Origin of the sequence: Streptomyces sp. 11-1-2, assembly GCF_003595545.1 — a bacterium.
Lineage (GTDB): Bacteria > Actinomycetota > Actinomycetes > Streptomycetales > Streptomycetaceae > Streptomyces > Streptomyces hygroscopicus_B.
This window is the reverse complement of sequence record NZ_CP022545.1, coordinates 5,197,978-5,213,425: the sequence shown is the minus strand read 5'-3', so window position 1 is coordinate 5,213,425 and position 15,448 is coordinate 5,197,978. Positions and strand designations below refer to the sequence as shown.

The following is a 15,448-nucleotide window of genomic DNA, read 5'->3' as shown; positions in this document are numbered from 1 at the left end:
CATGGGAGCAATCATGAGCGCCGCACACGAGTACGGGCTGGACGAGCAGTACGAGTGGGCCCGTCCGCCGGAGGGCGGCTGGACGGCGGACGATCTCGACCGGCTTCCGAATCTTCCTCCGCACACGGAGCTGATCGACGGGAGTCTCGTCCTCGTGAGTCCGCAGACCGCATTCCACTCACGTGCCATGCGACTGTTCGAGTTCGTCCTGCTGGACCAGGCACCGGATGCCTTGGACGTCATGCGGGAGATGACGGTCAAGCTGGACGACAAGAACCGCTTGGAACCCGATGTGCTGGTCCTTCGGGCCGGAGCGGACGCCGGGCCCCTCAACACCTGGTACAGGCCGGAGGACGTCGTGCTGGCCATCGAAGTGATGTCAGCGGACTCCAAGGAGCGCGACCGCGAGGTCAAGCCACGCAAATACGCGGGCGCCGGCATCCCGTATTTCTGGCGGGTGGAGGAGGACGGCGGCCTTCCCGTCGTCTACGTCTACGAACTCGACCCCGCCGTGAAGGCGTACCAACCCACTGGCATCTACCACGACAAGCTCACCCTGACCGTTCCGTTCCCCATCGAGATCGACCTCACCGCGATCAATCGCCGTAGGCCCTGACTCTGGCCTCCTGCGATACCCAGAGGTAGCTTCCGCTTCAGCACCCCCGAGGAGCGGAGCTGCCGATGACGAACCAGCCGCAGACCCCCACCCCGATACCGACCGATCAGCTGCGGTTCACCATGCCCCCGCAGCACACCTCCCCCCACGACGAGCGCCGCTATCGCAAGGAGCGGCTGGCGGCGGCGCTGCGCCTGTTCGGGCGGTTCGGGTATGAGGAGGGGGTCGCGGGGCACATCACCGTGCGGGATCCGGAATTCACCGACTGCTACTGGGTGAACCCTTTCGGCGTGCCCTTCGGTCATATCACCGTGAGCGATCTGCTCCTCGTCAATCAGGCGGGCCAGGTGGTGGAGGGGCGCTCCCACGTCAACCAGGCGGCCTTTGTCGTTCACTCTTCCGTGCATCAGGCGCGGCCGGACGTCGTGGCCGTCGCGCACAGCCGCTCGGTGCACGGCCGCGCGCTGGCCGCGCTCGGCGAGCCGCTGGAGCCGATCACCCAGGAGGTCTGCGCGTTCTTCGAGGACCACGCGGTCTACGGGGGCACCACGGGCGTCGTCGTGGACGAGGAGGAGGGGCGCGCGATCGCCGCCGCGCTCGGCGGGTACAAGGCCCTCATCCTGCGCAATCGCGGTCTGCTGACGGTCGGGGACTCGGTCGACGCGGCCGCGTGGTGGTTCATCACGATGGAGCGGGCCGCCCAGGTGCAGCTGACCGCGAAGGCTTCGGGCAGGCCGGTGCCCATCGACTACGGCGACGCGATGCGGACGCGCGAGCAACTGGGAAACGATCTTGTGGCGTGGATCAACTATCAACCTCTGTATCTGCAGATCACCCGCGATGAGCCGGACCTGCTGAGCTGACACCCTCCGCGGTGCGGCACAATCCCCTGTCAATACCTGTCAGTTGAGCGGTGCCGCGCGAACCCGCGGTCCCGTACGGAACGAGTGAACGACGGAGCGACCCGCGTGGCGGTGGAGACGGCGGAGAACGCCACGACGGCAGAAGGACAGCACCCCCATGGGCATCCCCACGGCCACACGGGCTGTGAATGCCCTCAGGGGGCCCGTGACGGCCATCGGCGGGCCGTGGCCGCGTTCGTGGCCCTGCGGGAGCGTTTCGCGGCCGGAGAGGGCCTTCCAGCGGCCCTCGTCCACTCGGCGGGGGCGTCCCGGCAGTGGGTCTCGGACGAGCTGTCCCAGGCGGCCCGTTCGGTCGCCGACAGCGGCCGGGCCGAGAACTCGGCATGGCGGTACCGGGTGTGGCGGCGCACCGTGTTCGTGGTGTGGGGCGCGATCGGGGTGCTGCTGATCGGCCAGTTGGCCACGGCGATCGGCACGGGTTGGTCGGTCGCGCGGACGGCCGGGCTCACCGCCGCCGTGGTCACCGCCGCGCTGCTGACCCTCACCGCCCGGCTGCACCTCGCGGACGGCGGCCCGCTCGCCCCGCTCGTCGGTGAGGACAACCGCCTCTCCACCTCCCGCGCCGTCGCCGCCGCCTGGCTGCTGATCGCGGTCTTCGCGGTGCTGGTGCTCGGCGTCGAGCTGGCCGTGGCCCCCGGCGACCGGCAGCGGCTGACCGACGGGCTGGCCCTGGACCATGCCGCCGGGCTCCTTACGGTCGCCGCGTTGACGTGTGTGACCGCGGTGCTGGCACGGCTCGTCGTGGCGGCCCGGGTTCGGGCGCAGCGGCTGCAGAAGGTGCGGGCCGTGCGCCCGCGCGCCGCCGATCTGCTGACCGACGACGCGGGCCGCGGCAGCTTCGCCGATGTGCAGTACATCGTCGTCCACACCGCGGCCCTCGCCTTCACCGCCGTCCGCCTCGGCCGCGAGCCGTGGCGGCTGCCCGACGTGCCGTGGGGCCTGGCGCTGCTGGCGGTCGTATCGGTGGTGATGTACCTGACCGGGAAGTACGCGGAGGGCGGCCGGCCGACCGTGCTGTCCGTCGTACGGGTCCGCCCCGAGGAGGGCGCCATCGACCGGGACGCCCCGATCCGCACCGGCGACGACATCGAGATCCGCGGCAGCGGCTTCGTCCCGCCGGGCGCCCAGGGCCCGGACCGGCTGGCCAAGTTGGTCGTCCGCATCGGCACGGTGCACGTCCATGTGCCGCTGGTTCCGGTCGCCGGAGGCTTCAGCAGCCCGACGGACACCGCACTCACGGTGCCGGTCCCGGTGGACGTGGAGCCGGGCCGGGTGGATGTACAGGTCGTGACGGCCTCGGGCGCGGAGACCAACCCCTATCCCATCGATGTTATGGACTGAGTCGTTCCGGCCTGCCGCTCCGTATGGTTTTGTCGAACGCGCAACGAAATAGCGGCGCGACGGGAGAGGCGGGCGGCATGAGACACGCGGATCGTATGGCCGGTTCGGGCACGGCGGGCAGCGGCGGCAGCGTGCACGGCGTGAGCAGCGTGAACGGCATAGGCGGGCAGCAGCCCGTGGGAGTTCGGGCCACGGCCGCCCGTTACGCGCTGCTGCCCCTGCGGATCTTCCTCGGCGTCACCTTCGTCTACGCCGGGATCGACAAACTCACCGACTCGGCCTTCCTGTCCGACTCGGGCACCGGCTCGATCGGCGAGCTGATGCGTCAGGTGCGGGACACCTCGGCCCTGCCGTGGATGGTCGACCAGGCGCTCAAGGACCCCACCGCCTTCGGCTACGTCATGGCCTACGGCGAACTGGCCGTCGGCCTCGGCATCCTGGTGGGCCTCCTCTCCCGCCTGGCCGCCTTCGGCGGCGCGCTGATCTCGCTGAGCCTGTGGCTCACGGTCAGCTGGCAGTCGGACCCCTACTACTACGGCAACGACCTGGCCTATCTGATGGCGTGGCTGCCGCTGGTGCTGGCGGGGGCGCCGTATCTCTCCCTGGACGTCGTCATCTCCAAGCGCCGGCGCAGGCAGGGCTCGCAGCTTTTCACGTAGGACGTGACTCTTCGCGCAGGATGTGACGCTTTACGCAGGACGTGCAGGACGTGCAGGACGTGTGACGCGTCGCGCAGGGCGTGGCCGGGGGCCCCGGGCCCCGGCCCGTCAGCTGAGGATGCGGAAGCCGTTCCGGACCTCGTCGAAGATCGGCCGGTAGGTGCCCCAGTCCGCGTCCGGGCCGCTCAGGTAGATCGCGTATTCCTTCTCGCCCTCCTTGCCGAAGCCGAGGTCGATCGCGCGGTACATCCGGACCTCGCCGCGGAACTTGAACTCCCAGATGGCGGCGGGCAAGCCCTGGTACTTCGTCTCCTGCAGCCGCAACCGCTCGTAGATCGGGTACGCCTTCTTGTCCTTGAACCCGACCTCGAGGTCCTCGAAGTGCTGGACCTGGTCACCGGAGGCGAAGTCCAGGACGTTGATCCTCAGACCGACCAGCCCGTTGGGGGCGAGGTAGCGGACCTCCTGGGTGCGGTCGACCGTGTTGCCGTCGGGGTCGGACTGCTCCTGGCGGGACCAGCCGTCGGGGATGGGGAGGGAGAAGCCGAACTTCTTCTCGGTGACGATGTGGTAGCCGGACGGCGGGGTGTACGGCTTGTTCGCGGGGGCCGACGGCTTGTCCGTGGCGGAGGACTGCCCTCCGCCGTTCTTCTGGCCGTTGTCGTGGTCGAAGCCGAACAGATAGACGCCGCCCGCCACGGTCACGACCGCCAGGGAAGCCGCCACGGCCGTCCGCACCGCCTTACGGCTCTTGCGCACCGGAGCGGGGGCGGGCGGGGACGCCGGTGTCTGCGTCGTCATGGACGGCGTCGACGCGGTGAACGGCGTGGACGTGGGCGGGGTGTGCTGCTGCCCGGGGATGTTCCCGGTGCCCGGCGTGTTCCCGGTGCCCGGCGTGTTCCCGGTGCGCGGGGTGTTCCCCGTGCCCGGGGGTGGTGCGGAAGCCGTGGGTCCGACGGGTACGGAGTGCTCGGTGTGTGCTGGGCGTTCGGCGCGCTCGGTGTGTGCGGCGTGCTCGGTGTGTGGGCCGTGTGGGAATACGGGGTCGATGTCGTGGGCGGGTTCGGCGAGGCGTTGGATGTGGTGCTCGTGGTCCCGCCGGTGGCCGCGCCGGGCTCCCGTCGCGTCGACAGATTCATGGTCGCGTCGAGCGGCGGCGTCGACAGCGATGTCGTCTCGGCCTCCGCCGCGGGCAGCCGCAGCGCCCGTTCGGTTTCCTCCGCCGAGGGCCGCAGCTCCGGCTCCTTCGCCAGCAGGCGCTCGATCAGCGGACCCAGCGCCCCCGCCTGTTGGGGCGGGTCCAGCGGATCGACGGCGATCGCGTAACCCGTCTCGATCGCCGTGGCCTTGCGGAACGGCGGCCGCCCCTCGACCGCCTGGTAGAGCGTCGCCCCCAGCGCCCAGAGGTCCGACGCGGGGCCGGGTTTGCGGCCCCTGACCCGCTCGGGCGCGATGTAGTCGATGGAGCCGACGACCTCGCCGGTCTTGGTCAGCGTCGAGGTGCCGGTGGCCATCGCGATGCCGAAGTCCGTGAGCACGACCCGGCCTTCGGGGCCGAGCAGCACATTGCCGGGCTTGACGTCCCGGTGCAGCACCCCGGCCGCGTGCGCGGCGCGCAGGGCGGCGATCATGCCGCGGCCGATGCGGGCGGCCTCGTCGGGGGCGACCCGTGCGCCGTTCTTCAGCAGGTCGGCGAGGGTCGTGGAGGGCACGTACTCCATGACGATGCACGGCAGTCCGTAGTGGTCCACCACGTCATGGACCACGACCACGTTGGGGTGGGTGATACGGGCCGCGCTGCGCGCCTCGCGGCGGGTGCGTTCATGCAGCGTCGTCAGCTCGTCCTCGGCGAGGTGCGGAGAGACGTAGAGCTGCTTGACCGCCACCTGGCGGCCCAGCAGTTCGTCCTCCGCGCGCCACACCGTGCCCATGCCGCCACGGCCGATCTTCTCGACCAGGCGGTAACGTCCGGCTATCAGGTGGCCTTCGTCCGACACCGCTGTCCCCTCCCACACGTTCGATGCGACACGATAGCCGCCGTGACCCTTGGGGAGATCTCAGGGAAGACCTAGGGGGCATGCCGGATGTCGCGGGTACGGCCCTGTTGTCACCATGGAGGTATGACCGAAGCACCCACCGTGGCGGACGAGGCCGAGACCGCGTCCGGTTCCTGCCTGTCACAGACGCCGCTGCGGCGCAGTCGTGACCATAAGGTGATCTCGGGGGTGTGCGGGGGGCTCGGCCGCTACTGCGATCTGGACCCGGTGATCTTCCGGGTGGTGCTGTCGGTGCTGGGCGTAGCGGGCGGCCTCGGCCTGATCGTGTACGGCTTCTGCTGGCTGCTGATCCCGTTCCACGGCGAGGACGAGAACGAGGGGCGCAGGCTGCTCTCGGGGCGGGTCGAGGGCCCGGGGCTGACGGCGGTGCTGGTGGCGCTGGTGGGCTGTGGGCTGTTCCTGTCGATGCTCAACAACGGCGGCGTCATGTACTTCTCGTTCATGCTCGCCCTCGCGGCGGCCGGGGCGGGCTACTGGTCGCACCACCGCCGCCAGGCGGTGAGCGTGGGCGCGGTGGACCAGGCCACGGCCCAGGCGGTCGCCGACGCGCCGCCCGAGACCAAGGCCCCGCCCACGCGCGGCGGCCCCGCCCCGTCCTGGTGGCGCGACCCGATCGTCAAGGACGGTACGACCGGGCCGCTCGGGTTCGCCTCGGGGGCCGGCGCCGGGTCGCCGCGTACCGGCTATCTGTGGGGGCCGGACGACGGCCCGTACGACAAGGCGGAGGCGAAGGCGGAGCGGGCCCGCCGGGTGCGGGACCGGGCGTCGATCGGCGGCTGGGCCTTCCTGGTGGCGGTCGCCGCCGCCGTGGTGGGGGCGCGGGCGGGGTGGTCCTCGCAGCCGCTGGGCACCAGCCTCGAGATCGGGTTCGCCTGCGCGCTGGGCGTCTTCGGGCTGGCCCTCGTCATCAGCTCCCGCTGGGGCCGCGCCGGCGGCGGCACGGTGTTCCTCGCGCTCCTTACGAGCGTGCTGCTGGCGGGCGCGGCGGCCCTCCCCGATTCCGTCACCCCCGACTGGGCCCGCCGCACCTGGGCCCCGACCTCCGTGAACTCCCTGCGCGGCGGCTATGAGCTGGGCGGCGGCGTCGCCGAGTTGAAGCTGGACCGCCTGCCCCTGAAAGCGGGCAGCACCGTCTCCAGCCGGGTGGAGATGGGCGCGGGCAAGCTGGCCGTGACGGTCCCGCGCGACGCCCGGGTGAAGCTGGACATCGAGGTCGGGATCGGCGACATCTGGCTTCCGGGCGAGAAGACGAACAACGTCGACATCGGGCCGGGCCGGGAGCGCAGGCTCACCCTGGGCCCGGCGGGCGGCGGCAAGGCCGGGCGGACGGTCTCGCTGAAGCTGGAGCTGGGGCTGGGCACCGTGGAGGTGAAGCGATCATGAGGCGCCATTCATTCGGTCATTCGTTCGACCACTCGCTCGGTCACTCGGCCCCCGACCGGACCCGTCATGCGTTCGAGCCGGGCAAGCTGGTGGCCGGCCTGGTCATCCTGGGCGTGGCCGCCGCGTACGGGATGGACGCGGCCGGAGAGTGGGACGTCCGCCCGGAGATCGTCCTCCCGGCGCTCCTGGGCGGCCTGTGCGTGGCGGCCCTGACCTCGGCCCTCACCTACGCCGTCCGCCGCCGGTCGCGGCGTGCGACCCCTGAGGAGGGCGAGGGCTGAGGGCCAGGACTGAGGGCGGGGGCCGAGGGCGGGGGCCTGAGCGCGCCTGTGGGGCGGTGGCCGGGTGCGTGTGTGGGTGTGTGGGTGTGTGGGGATGTGTGCGGGTGCATGGGGTGTGTGTGGATTTCTTGAGGGGGCTGCGGGGTGGGACCTCGGGCGGCGGGGTCGGGGACCCGGGGAGGGACCCGGGGGCGCCGGGTCGGGGAACGATCAGGGGCGACCCTGATGCCCACTGTCGGCCGGACGTGTGACGATCGAGCCATGACCGCCGCCGTGCCCCCTACGACCCCCGAGCCACCCCCGCGCAAGCTCTACCGCAGTGCCGAAGGCCGCCTCCTCGGCGGTGTGGCGCGAGGGCTCGCGGGGCATCTCGGGCTTCCGGTCCTGTGGGTGCGGATCGTCTTCGTCGCGTTGTTCATGGCGGAGGGGTTCGGCGCGCTCGTCTACGCGCTCTTCTGGTTCATCGTCCCGCTCGGCGTCGGCGGCGTGGAGACGATGGCCACCCGCCCGCTCACCACGGTGGGCCCCGACGGCCGCCGCCGGATCCTGGCCCGCAGGCCGGAGCGGGGCCAGATCATCGCGCTGGTCGCCCTCTGCGTCGGCATGGGCATCTTCATCCAGGGCTTCCACCTCGGCCGCGCCAACACCTACATCTGGCCGCTCCTCCTCATCGGCGCGGGCGTCGCCCTCTTCTGGCGCCAGGCGGACAACGCGCGCCGCGCCCAGTGGGTCGAGCTCAGCCGCAGCAAGCGGGTCCTGCCGCTGGCCCGTGGCGCCACGGGGGTCGTGCTGGTGGCGGCCGGGGTGTCCGGGATCGTCGTCCTGCAGGGTTCGGCCAAGCACCTGGGGGCCGTGCTGCAGGCGGCCCTGGCCGTTCTCGTCGGCATCGCGCTGCTGGTGGGTCCGTATGTGGTGCGGATGACGCAGGACCTCTCGGAGGAACGGCTGATGCGCATCCGCGCGCAGGAGCGGGCGGAGGTGGCGGCCCACGTCCATGACTCCGTGCTGCACACCCTGACCCTGATCCAGCGGAACGCGGAGGAGCCTCGCGAGGTGGCCCGGCTCGCCCGCGCCCAGGAGCGGGAGCTGCGCGCGTGGCTCTACCGGCCGGAGGGCACGGGCAAGGACGAGGCCGAGGAGCCGGACACCCTCGCGGAGGCGGTGAAGAAGACGGCGGCGGAGGTCGAGGACCACCACGGCGTCCCGATCGAGGTGGTGGTGGTCGGCGACTGCCCGCTGGACGAGAAACTGAGCGCACAGATACAGGCGGCGCGCGAGGCGATGGTCAACGCGGCCAAGTACGGTGGCGACGGCGGGGCCGTCCAGGTCTTCGCCGAGGTCGAGGGGGCGACGGTGTTCATCTCCGTGCGCGACCGCGGCCCCGGCTTCGACGTGGACGCGGTGCCGGAGGACCGGATGGGCGTACGCGAGTCGATCATCGGCCGGATGCAGCGGAACGGCGGCACGGCCCGGCTGAGATCAGCGCCGGACGGGGGCACGGAAGTGGAGCTGGAAATGGAGAGGGCGGCGACGACATGACCGACGCGTATGGCCTGCCGGCCGGTAACCCAGGCGGCGAGGGGGGCCCCGCCGCACCAGGCGGCCTCCCGGCCTTCGGGGGCAGCACCCCTGCCTTCGGTGGCCCGTCGGCCTTCGGCGGCGGCACCTCGGCCTTCGGCGGACCGCGTGCGATGGCGGCCCAGGGGGCCCGGGGCGGCGTGCCCATGGCGGGCGGTGTCCCCACGGGGGGTGACGCTTCCGCGGCGGGCGGGTCGCGCGTGTCGGGCGGCTCTCGGGCATCGGGTGGCGCCGCTGCGGCGGGTCGCTCTCGCGTAACTGGTGGCGCCTCCGCGGCCGGTGGCTCTCGGGCGCCGGGTGGCTCCGGCCGCGCCTCCGCGCTTGGCGGCACGGCTGCGGTCAGCGGGACCCCCGCCTCCAGCGGCCCGGGCGCGTTGGGCGGCACGGGCGTGTCGGGCGGCCCGGGCAAGGCGGGCGGCCCGGCTGGTACGGGCATGGCAGGCACGGGCGCGTCGGGCAGCACGGGCGGCCTGGGCACGGCAGGCGGCACGGGCGCATCAGGTCCGGCCGGTGGTGTTCCCGCGCCCGGTCCGGCCGGGGCCGGAGGCGCCGGGGCCGACGACGCCGCCGTGCCGCGCCGCGTGCGCGTCGTGCTCGTCGACGACCACCGCATGTTCCGTACCGGAGTGCAGGCCGAGATCGGGGAGACGGCCCGGACCGGCGTCGAGGTGGTCGGCGAGGCCGCCGACGTCGACCAGGCCGTGACCGTGATCACCGCGACCCGTCCCGAGGTCGTACTGCTCGACGTCCACCTCCCCGGCGGGGGCGGAGTCGAGGTGCTGCGCCGCAGCGCCTCGCTGATGGCCGACCAGGAGCGCCCGGTGCGCTTCCTCGCGCTCTCCGTCTCGGACGCCGCCGAGGACGTCATCGGGGTCATCCGCGGCGGCGCCCGCGGCTATGTGACCAAGACCATCACCGGCACCGACCTCGTCGACGCGATCTTCCGGGTCTCCGAGGGCGACGCGGTCTTCTCGCCGCGCCTCGCCGGTTTCGTCCTCGACGCCTTCGCCTCCACCGACGCCCCGCCCGTGGACGAGGACCTGGACCGGCTCACCCAGCGCGAGCGCGAGGTGCTGCGCCTCATCGCGCGCGGTTACGCCTACAAGGAGATCGCCAAGCAGCTGTTCATCTCGGTGAAGACGGTCGAGAGCCATGTCTCGGCGGTGCTGCGCAAGCTCCAGCTCTCCAACCGCCATGAGCTGACCCGCTGGGCGACGGCCCGCCGCCTGGTCTGAGCTGGAAACGGGGCGGACCGCGGCCGCTCAGCCCGGCATCTCCATGCGCTGCGTGCCCATCATCGACAGCAGCCGCAGGGCCCCCTCGGACGGGCTACGCGCCGTGACCGATGGGCCTCACCCGAGGCCGAACTCCGGCTCGACCCCCGTCAGGTCGCGGCTCGCCGACCACAGGTGGGCCGCGACCTCCGCATCCGCCAGATGACCTCGGACGGGCCGTCGGCGGGGGGTGCCGCGGAGGCCGAAGACCCTCGGGGCCCACAGTTCGCCGCCGCTGACGGACGGGTCGAGGACCGCCCGTACGGCGCTCCAGGCGGCCGCCTCCTTGCCCTGGACGAGGATTCCGGCGGGCAGCCCGCGCAGCCGTTCGCCGGTCGTGGGGGCGTGGAGGGGCGGGCGGGGCGGGGTGAGAGCGTCGAGCGCGCCACCGGGGTGGGTGACCACGCTCCGCACCGTGCTGTCGGCCGTCCTCAGACGGCGGTCGAGTTCGAAACCGAAGAGCATCTGGGCCAGTTTCGACCGTCCATAGGTGCGGTCCGGCCGGTAGTCCCGGGTGCTCTCGAGGTCGTCCAGGTCCAGCCGCTCGGACGTGGCCGCGAAGCTGCCCGCGGTGACGACCCGGCCCTCGGGGGCGGCCGCCAGCAGCGGTGCCAGCCAGTGGGTCAGCGCGAAGTGCCCGAGGTGGTTGATCCCGAACATCGCCTCATGGCCGTCCCCGGTCTCACGGCGGGGCGGCTCGTCGAACTTCACCCCGGCGTTGTGGACGACCGCGTCCAGACGGTCCGACCGCAGGGCTTCCGCGGAGGCTTTGAGCGAGGCGAGGTCGGCGAGGTCCAGCCGGATATGCCGCACCCGGGCTTCGGGGACCCGGGAGCGGATCGAGGCCGTGGCGGCGTCCGCCTTGTCCGCGTCCCGGCTGCCGAGGACGACGGTGGCTCCCGTACCAGCGAGCTGTTCGGCGACGAAGTACCCGATCCCCGCGTTGCCTCCGGTCACCAGAAAGGTCTTACCTTCGGCGCGCGGCAGCCGATGGACGTCCCATGGCGCGGTAGAGGCTTCGGACGAGTCGGTGGAAGGCATGGGGGCTCCTGGCGTTCGTGAGGGCGGACCGGTGACCGAATGTGGCTGACGCGGTCACATGTCAGCCTTACGGCCGCGACCGACGACCCACCGACAGAGCGCCGTCATCCGGTGGCGCCCGCCGACAGACCCCCGTCAGCCGCCGTCCCCCCGCCGACAGGTCCCCGTCAGCCGCCGTCCCCCTCCCCTCCCGGCCGACAGATCCCCGTCCGGCCCCGGGGGACCGGCCCGGTACACCTACGCCGGGCGGGCCGCTCCCGCGAAGGGCATGTCGGCGACGGAGGCCACCCGGACGGGGGCGCCCGGGCGCGGGGCGTGGATGATGCGGCCGTCGCCGATGTAGAGGCCCACATGGCTGACGCCGGAGTAGAAGAAGACCAGGTCGCCGGGGGCCAGTTGGTCGCGGGTGACGCGCCGGCCGGCGTTGATCTGGGTGTAGGTGGTGCGGGGCAGGGCGACCCCGGCGGCGCGCCAGGCGGCCTGTGTGAGCCCGGAGCAGTCGTAGCCGTGGGGGCCGGTGGCGCCCCAGACGTACGGCTTGCCGAGGGCCGCGTACGCGTAGGAGACGGCGCGGGCGGCGCGGCCCGCGGTGGGGGAGGCGGTGCCGTCGGCACCGGCCTTGTCGCCGTCCTGGGCCGCCAGCAGGCGCTGCCGCTGCTCGAGGGTCAGCCGGTCGAGGAGGCGATCGGCGGCGGCGAGCCTTTGCCGGACGGTCCGCTTGTGGTGGGCGGCCGCCGTCTGGGAGGCGCGCAGAGCGGCGAGGCGGTCGGCCGCCTCGCCGCGGACCTGGCGTAATTTCCGCTCCTGACGGCCGACGGAGGCGATCAGGGCGGCCTGGCGGTTCCCCGCGCGCTCGGCGAGTGAGGCGCGCTGAAGGTACTGACCGGGGGAGGAGGACAGGGCGAGCTGGAGGGCCGGGGCGATCGTGCCCGAGCGGTACTGGGCGGTGGCGAAGGCGCCGAGGGCGTTGCGCGCGGCGTTGAGCCGGGTGGTGCGGCGGGCGGCCTGGTCGCGCAGCGCGTCCAGCGCCGCACGGGCCTTGTCGGCTTTGTCCTTCGCGCCGTTGTACCTCTCGGTGGCCTCCTCGGCCTGCCGCTGGTACTGATCGACCTTCGCCTTCACCTGCGCGGGGGTGAGGCGGTTCTCGGCGTGCCCGGTGCCGTCGAGGAGGGTGGCGGACGCGGCGCCGGTGAGGGCGAGGAGTGCGGCCGCGCGGGCGGTGCTGCTGGTGAGCGAGCGCTGCTTGGGCTTCCTGTGCGACGCCACTGCGGCGGTTCACCTGGTCTTTCTTGGGCATTCCAGGACATTCCGCTGATCCTGGACCCTCATGGGGGGCGGACGGACAGGTGGCAGTCCGCCGTGAGGCGGGGACCCTCAGTTGACGGGAAGCGGACTGCCACCTGGAGGAGGAAGTTAGGCCGGAAACCGGGGGTCGTGCGGGGGATTGAACGGGAGTGCACAGATTTCGTCGCTCCCGTGACGGCGGCTGATCGCCCGGCGAGTGGGGTGGTCGGGAGTGTGGGGCTGCCGTGACCGAAGCGCCGATAGGGGCCCACCCGAGTGCCGGGTGATGATATGCGCGCGGTTAGTCTCCGGAACCATGGACGTACTCATTCACGTGTTCGTCGGCCTGCATATCGTCGGCATCGGCGCGCTGCTCGGCGGCTTCCTCTCGCAGTTGAAGGCGATGGGCGCGGGCGAGGCCCGGATGACCCCGGCGATGCTGCACGGCGCGCTGACCATGCTGGTCACCGGCGCGGCGCTGGTCGGGCTCAATCAGGCCGACGACAACAGTGTCAACAACATCAAGATCGGTGTGAAGCTGGCGCTGCTGATCGTGGTCCTCGGCCTGGTGTATGTGAAGCGCGACGAGGAGAAGGTAGAGTCTGCCGCCTTCGGCGCGGTAGGTGCCTTGACAACGGCAAACATCTTCATCGCCGTGCTGTGGACCTGACGAGCTGATCATCTGAGGCAATCCCGAGACAATTCCGACACCTTTTCGACACGATCCTGAGGCAACCGTTTGCACTCGCGAGCTGTCTGGGTAAAGAGCGAGGCAGTCGAGAGGAGTGGCCATGGGGGCAGTGGGGGCAGTCAGAAGCAGGCATGGCCGGCGCGCGGGACTCGTGCTGGGGCTGGCGGGGATGACGGTGCCGCTCGCGGTCGCCGTCGCCGGTCCGGCGCAGGCTCAGGCGCGGCCGGCCCAGGCACGGCCGCTGGGCAGGTCGGCCGGATCGGTGACACCGGCGACCATGGCCGCGTCGTCGTGCACGACCAGCGTGGGGCCGTATCAGAAGCAGGCCGAGCGGTTCCTGGGCCGCCCCGTGGACGGGCGGCAGTCGCGGACGGACTGTCTCGCGATCCAGAAGTTCCAGGTCAACCACGGCATCAGCCCGACGATCGGCTACGCGGGCCCGATCACCTCGGGCGTGATGAGCCTGATCAACGCTCAGAAGGCCGCCGGACACAACCCGAACGCGGCGAAGAAGTGCCCGACCAACAAGGGCCGCATCGCCTGCGTCGACCTCACCCGGCAGCTCAGCTGGATCCAGGACGGCTCCCGGCTGGTCTACGGGCCGGTGCCGGTGCGGTCCGGGCGGAACGGCTTCGAGACCCGCACCGGGCTGAAGAAGATCTACTGGCGGAACATCGACCACTGGTCGACGCTCTACAAGGTCGCCATGCCCTACAGCCAGTTCTTCGACGGCGGTCAGGCGTTCCACTCGATCGCCGGGAGCGTATGGTCCCCGCCCGGCTCCCACGGCTGCGTCAACATGCGCACGGGCGAGGCCAAGAAGTACTGGAGCCTGCTGAAGAACGGCGACGATGTGTACGTCTACGGGCGCAAGCCCGGCACGTGAACGGCACATGAGCCGATGACGTGACGATGCCGCTGCCCGGGGCTCCGGCCCCGGGCAGCGGCACGCCAAGGGCCTGTACGGCCCCGCGTCCTACGCGGGCCGCACGCTCCCGTAGATCGGCATCTCGGTGATCGGCGCCTTCTTCACCACATCGCCCGGCTTCGGCGCGTGGATCATCATCCCGTCGCCGATGTAGAGGCCGACATGGCTGATGTCGTCGTAGAAGAAGACCAGATCGCCCGGCTGGAGTTCGGACGTCGAGACGCGCGTACCGGCCTTCACCTGGTCCCAGGTGGTGCGCGGCAGCGAGATCCCGGCCGTCTTCCAGGCCGCCTGCGTCAGCCCTGAGCAGTCGAAGGAGCTGGGGCCGGTCGCGCCCCAGACATACGGCTTGCCGAGCTGCGACTTCGCGAAGGCGATGGCCTGGGCCGCCTTGGAGCTGTTGGCGGGGGTCGAGGGCGCCGTCGAACCGGAGCCGCTGTCTCCGTTCTGCTGCTCCTGCTGCTTCTTGCGCGCGGCCTCCTGCCGCTGCTTCTCGGCGAGCGCGGCCGCCTTACGGCGGGCCTCTTCCGCCTTCTTCTTCTCGATCGCCGCCAGCCGCGCCTTCTCCTTGGCGGTCAGATTCGCCAGCAGCCGCCGGGCCTCGGTCAGCTTGTCCTGGACGGTCTTCTTCTGGGTCTTCAGCTGCTTCTGCGACGCGGTCAGCGAGGCGAGGCTCTCGCTGGCCTTACCGCGCTCCTTGGCGGCGCTCGCCTGCTGCTTCTGGAAGTCGTCGACGGCCTGCTTCTGCCGACCGGTCAGCCGGTCGATCAGATGCGACTGGTCGAAGACGTCCTGCGGATCGTTGGAGAACAGCAGGGTCGCGGCGGAGCGGGCCATTCCGCCGTCGCGGTACTGGGCGGTGGCGTAGGCGCCGAGCGTGCGTCGCGCCTCGTTGAGCTTCTCGGTGCGCTGGGCGACGGAGTCCAGCAGCTTGTCGACCTTGCCCCGCTGCTGATCGGCGCGCTCCTTGGCGGCGTTGTAGCGCTGGGTGGCGCTCTCCGCCTGGTGATAGAGGGTGTCGACCTTCTCCTTGACCTTGTCGATCGACTGGGTGGCCGGTTTGGGGTCGTCGCCCGGCGCGGCGTTGGCCGTCTGGGAGAGGAGGGTGACGGATGCGAGGGCGGCCGTGGTGAACCCGACGGCCGTACGGCGGCCGTGACCGGTGAGCGGGGCCGGTATTCGGCTCCGCGGCTTGCGGTGCGACGCCAAGGGAGGCGCTCCTTCCGTGGACCGCCTACCGGGTTAGCTGTCGGGTTCGGGCGGTACGGAAGGTTGCCCTACGGCCGTGTCCGGGCGGCACTTCCGTGCCACGCCGCTTCGGGCCGATTCACCCCGGTGTCGCGTTGTCGGGTCCCCGGCTCCGGGCGCCTTACGGCGGTGCCGGACTCGGCG

General features: G+C 71.7%; 14 protein-coding genes, 1 pseudogene and 1 riboswitch. Of the genes and pseudogenes, 10 read left to right on the top strand and 5 right to left on the bottom strand.

What is annotated here, in order from left to right:
- Positions 1–13: 13 nt before the first annotated feature.
- The 4 genes from CGL27_RS21775 (at position 14) to CGL27_RS21760 (ending at position 3,539) form a co-directional block, all read left to right on the top strand.
- A complete protein-coding gene (locus tag CGL27_RS21775; RefSeq protein ID WP_119989448.1) occupies positions 14–616 on the top strand; it encodes a Uma2 family endonuclease in 603 nt (200 codons plus the stop codon).
- Positions 617–681: 65 nt separating this feature from the next.
- Positions 682–1,479, top strand: coding sequence for a class II aldolase/adducin family protein (locus tag CGL27_RS21770; protein ID WP_119989446.1), 798 nt, complete (start codon positions 682–684; stop codon positions 1,477–1,479).
- Positions 1,480–1,584: 105 nt separating this feature from the next.
- Positions 1,585–2,880 (top strand): hypothetical protein, encoded by a 1,296-nt coding sequence (locus tag CGL27_RS21765; protein ID WP_119994486.1) that lies wholly within the window; start codon positions 1,585–1,587, stop codon positions 2,878–2,880.
- 77 nt (positions 2,881–2,957) lie between these two features.
- Complete coding sequence (locus tag CGL27_RS21760; protein WP_205587729.1) at positions 2,958–3,539, top strand: DoxX family protein; 582 nt, start codon at positions 2,958–2,960, stop codon at positions 3,537–3,539.
- Positions 3,540–3,647: 108 nt separating this feature from the next.
- Here the strand turns inward: CGL27_RS21760 and CGL27_RS21755 are convergent, their stop codons facing one another.
- Both CGL27_RS21755 and CGL27_RS21750 read right to left on the bottom strand, forming a co-directional pair.
- A complete protein-coding gene (locus CGL27_RS21755) occupies positions 3,648–4,340 on the bottom strand; it encodes a hypothetical protein (RefSeq protein ID WP_162953041.1) in 693 nt (230 codons plus the stop codon).
- A 395-nt stretch (positions 4,341–4,735) separates the two neighbouring features.
- A pseudogene (locus tag CGL27_RS21750) lies at positions 4,736–5,536 on the bottom strand (serine/threonine-protein kinase); the annotation flags it as partial.
- 123 nt (positions 5,537–5,659) lie between these two features.
- On the opposite strand from CGL27_RS21750, the gene CGL27_RS21745 reads away from it, so the two are divergent.
- The 4 genes from CGL27_RS21745 to CGL27_RS21730 all read left to right on the top strand — a co-directional run bounded on the left by CGL27_RS21745 (position 5,660) and on the right by CGL27_RS21730 (position 10,073).
- Positions 5,660–6,979, top strand: coding sequence for a PspC domain-containing protein (locus CGL27_RS21745; RefSeq protein WP_240450591.1), 1,320 nt, complete (start codon positions 5,660–5,662; stop codon positions 6,977–6,979).
- Positions 6,976–7,260 carry a hypothetical protein gene (locus tag CGL27_RS21740; RefSeq protein ID WP_240450590.1) on the top strand — a complete coding sequence of 95 codons (285 nt, stop codon included), beginning with the start codon at positions 6,976–6,978 and terminating at the stop codon, positions 7,258–7,260. Before CGL27_RS21745 ends, CGL27_RS21740 begins: the two co-directional genes overlap by 4 nt.
- Positions 7,261–7,521: 261 nt before the next feature.
- On the top strand, positions 7,522–8,799 hold the full coding sequence (locus CGL27_RS21735; RefSeq protein ID WP_078642022.1) for an ATP-binding protein: 1,278 nt from the start codon (positions 7,522–7,524) through the stop codon (positions 8,797–8,799).
- 473 nt (positions 8,800–9,272) lie between these two features.
- A complete protein-coding gene (locus CGL27_RS21730; RefSeq protein ID WP_119989438.1) occupies positions 9,273–10,073 on the top strand; it encodes a response regulator transcription factor in 801 nt (266 codons plus the stop codon).
- 117 nt (positions 10,074–10,190) lie between these two features.
- Here the strand turns inward: CGL27_RS21730 and CGL27_RS21725 are convergent, their stop codons facing one another.
- Together CGL27_RS21725 and CGL27_RS21720 are read right to left on the bottom strand one after the other, a co-directional pair.
- The gene (locus tag CGL27_RS21725) at positions 10,191–11,153 is read right to left on the bottom strand and encodes an SDR family NAD(P)-dependent oxidoreductase (RefSeq protein WP_119989436.1); all 963 of its coding nucleotides are present in this window, start codon (positions 11,151–11,153) and stop codon (positions 10,191–10,193) included.
- A 237-nt stretch (positions 11,154–11,390) separates the two neighbouring features.
- Positions 11,391–12,419 (bottom strand): C40 family peptidase, encoded by a 1,029-nt coding sequence (locus CGL27_RS21720; protein WP_119989434.1) that lies wholly within the window; start codon positions 12,417–12,419, stop codon positions 11,391–11,393.
- A 334-nt stretch (positions 12,420–12,753) separates the two neighbouring features.
- Here CGL27_RS21720 and CGL27_RS21715 point away from each other — a divergent pair, with 334 nt between their 5' ends.
- Both CGL27_RS21715 and CGL27_RS21710 read left to right on the top strand, forming a co-directional pair.
- The gene (locus tag CGL27_RS21715) at positions 12,754–13,107 is read left to right on the top strand and encodes a hypothetical protein (protein ID WP_119989432.1); all 354 of its coding nucleotides are present in this window, start codon (positions 12,754–12,756) and stop codon (positions 13,105–13,107) included.
- Between the two features lie 121 nt (positions 13,108–13,228).
- Positions 13,229–14,014, top strand: a complete 786-nt coding sequence (locus CGL27_RS21710) for a L,D-transpeptidase (protein WP_119989430.1) — start codon at positions 13,229–13,231, stop codon at positions 14,012–14,014.
- A gap of 90 nt (positions 14,015–14,104) precedes the next feature.
- On the opposite strand, the gene CGL27_RS21705 is transcribed toward CGL27_RS21710, so the two are convergent.
- Complete coding sequence (locus tag CGL27_RS21705) at positions 14,105–15,265, bottom strand: NlpC/P60 family protein (protein ID WP_119989428.1); 1,161 nt, start codon at positions 15,263–15,265, stop codon at positions 14,105–14,107.
- 6 nt (positions 15,266–15,271) lie between these two features.
- Positions 15,272–15,443: riboswitch (cyclic di-AMP (ydaO/yuaA leader) on the bottom strand.
- Positions 15,444–15,448 lie beyond the last annotated feature (5 nt).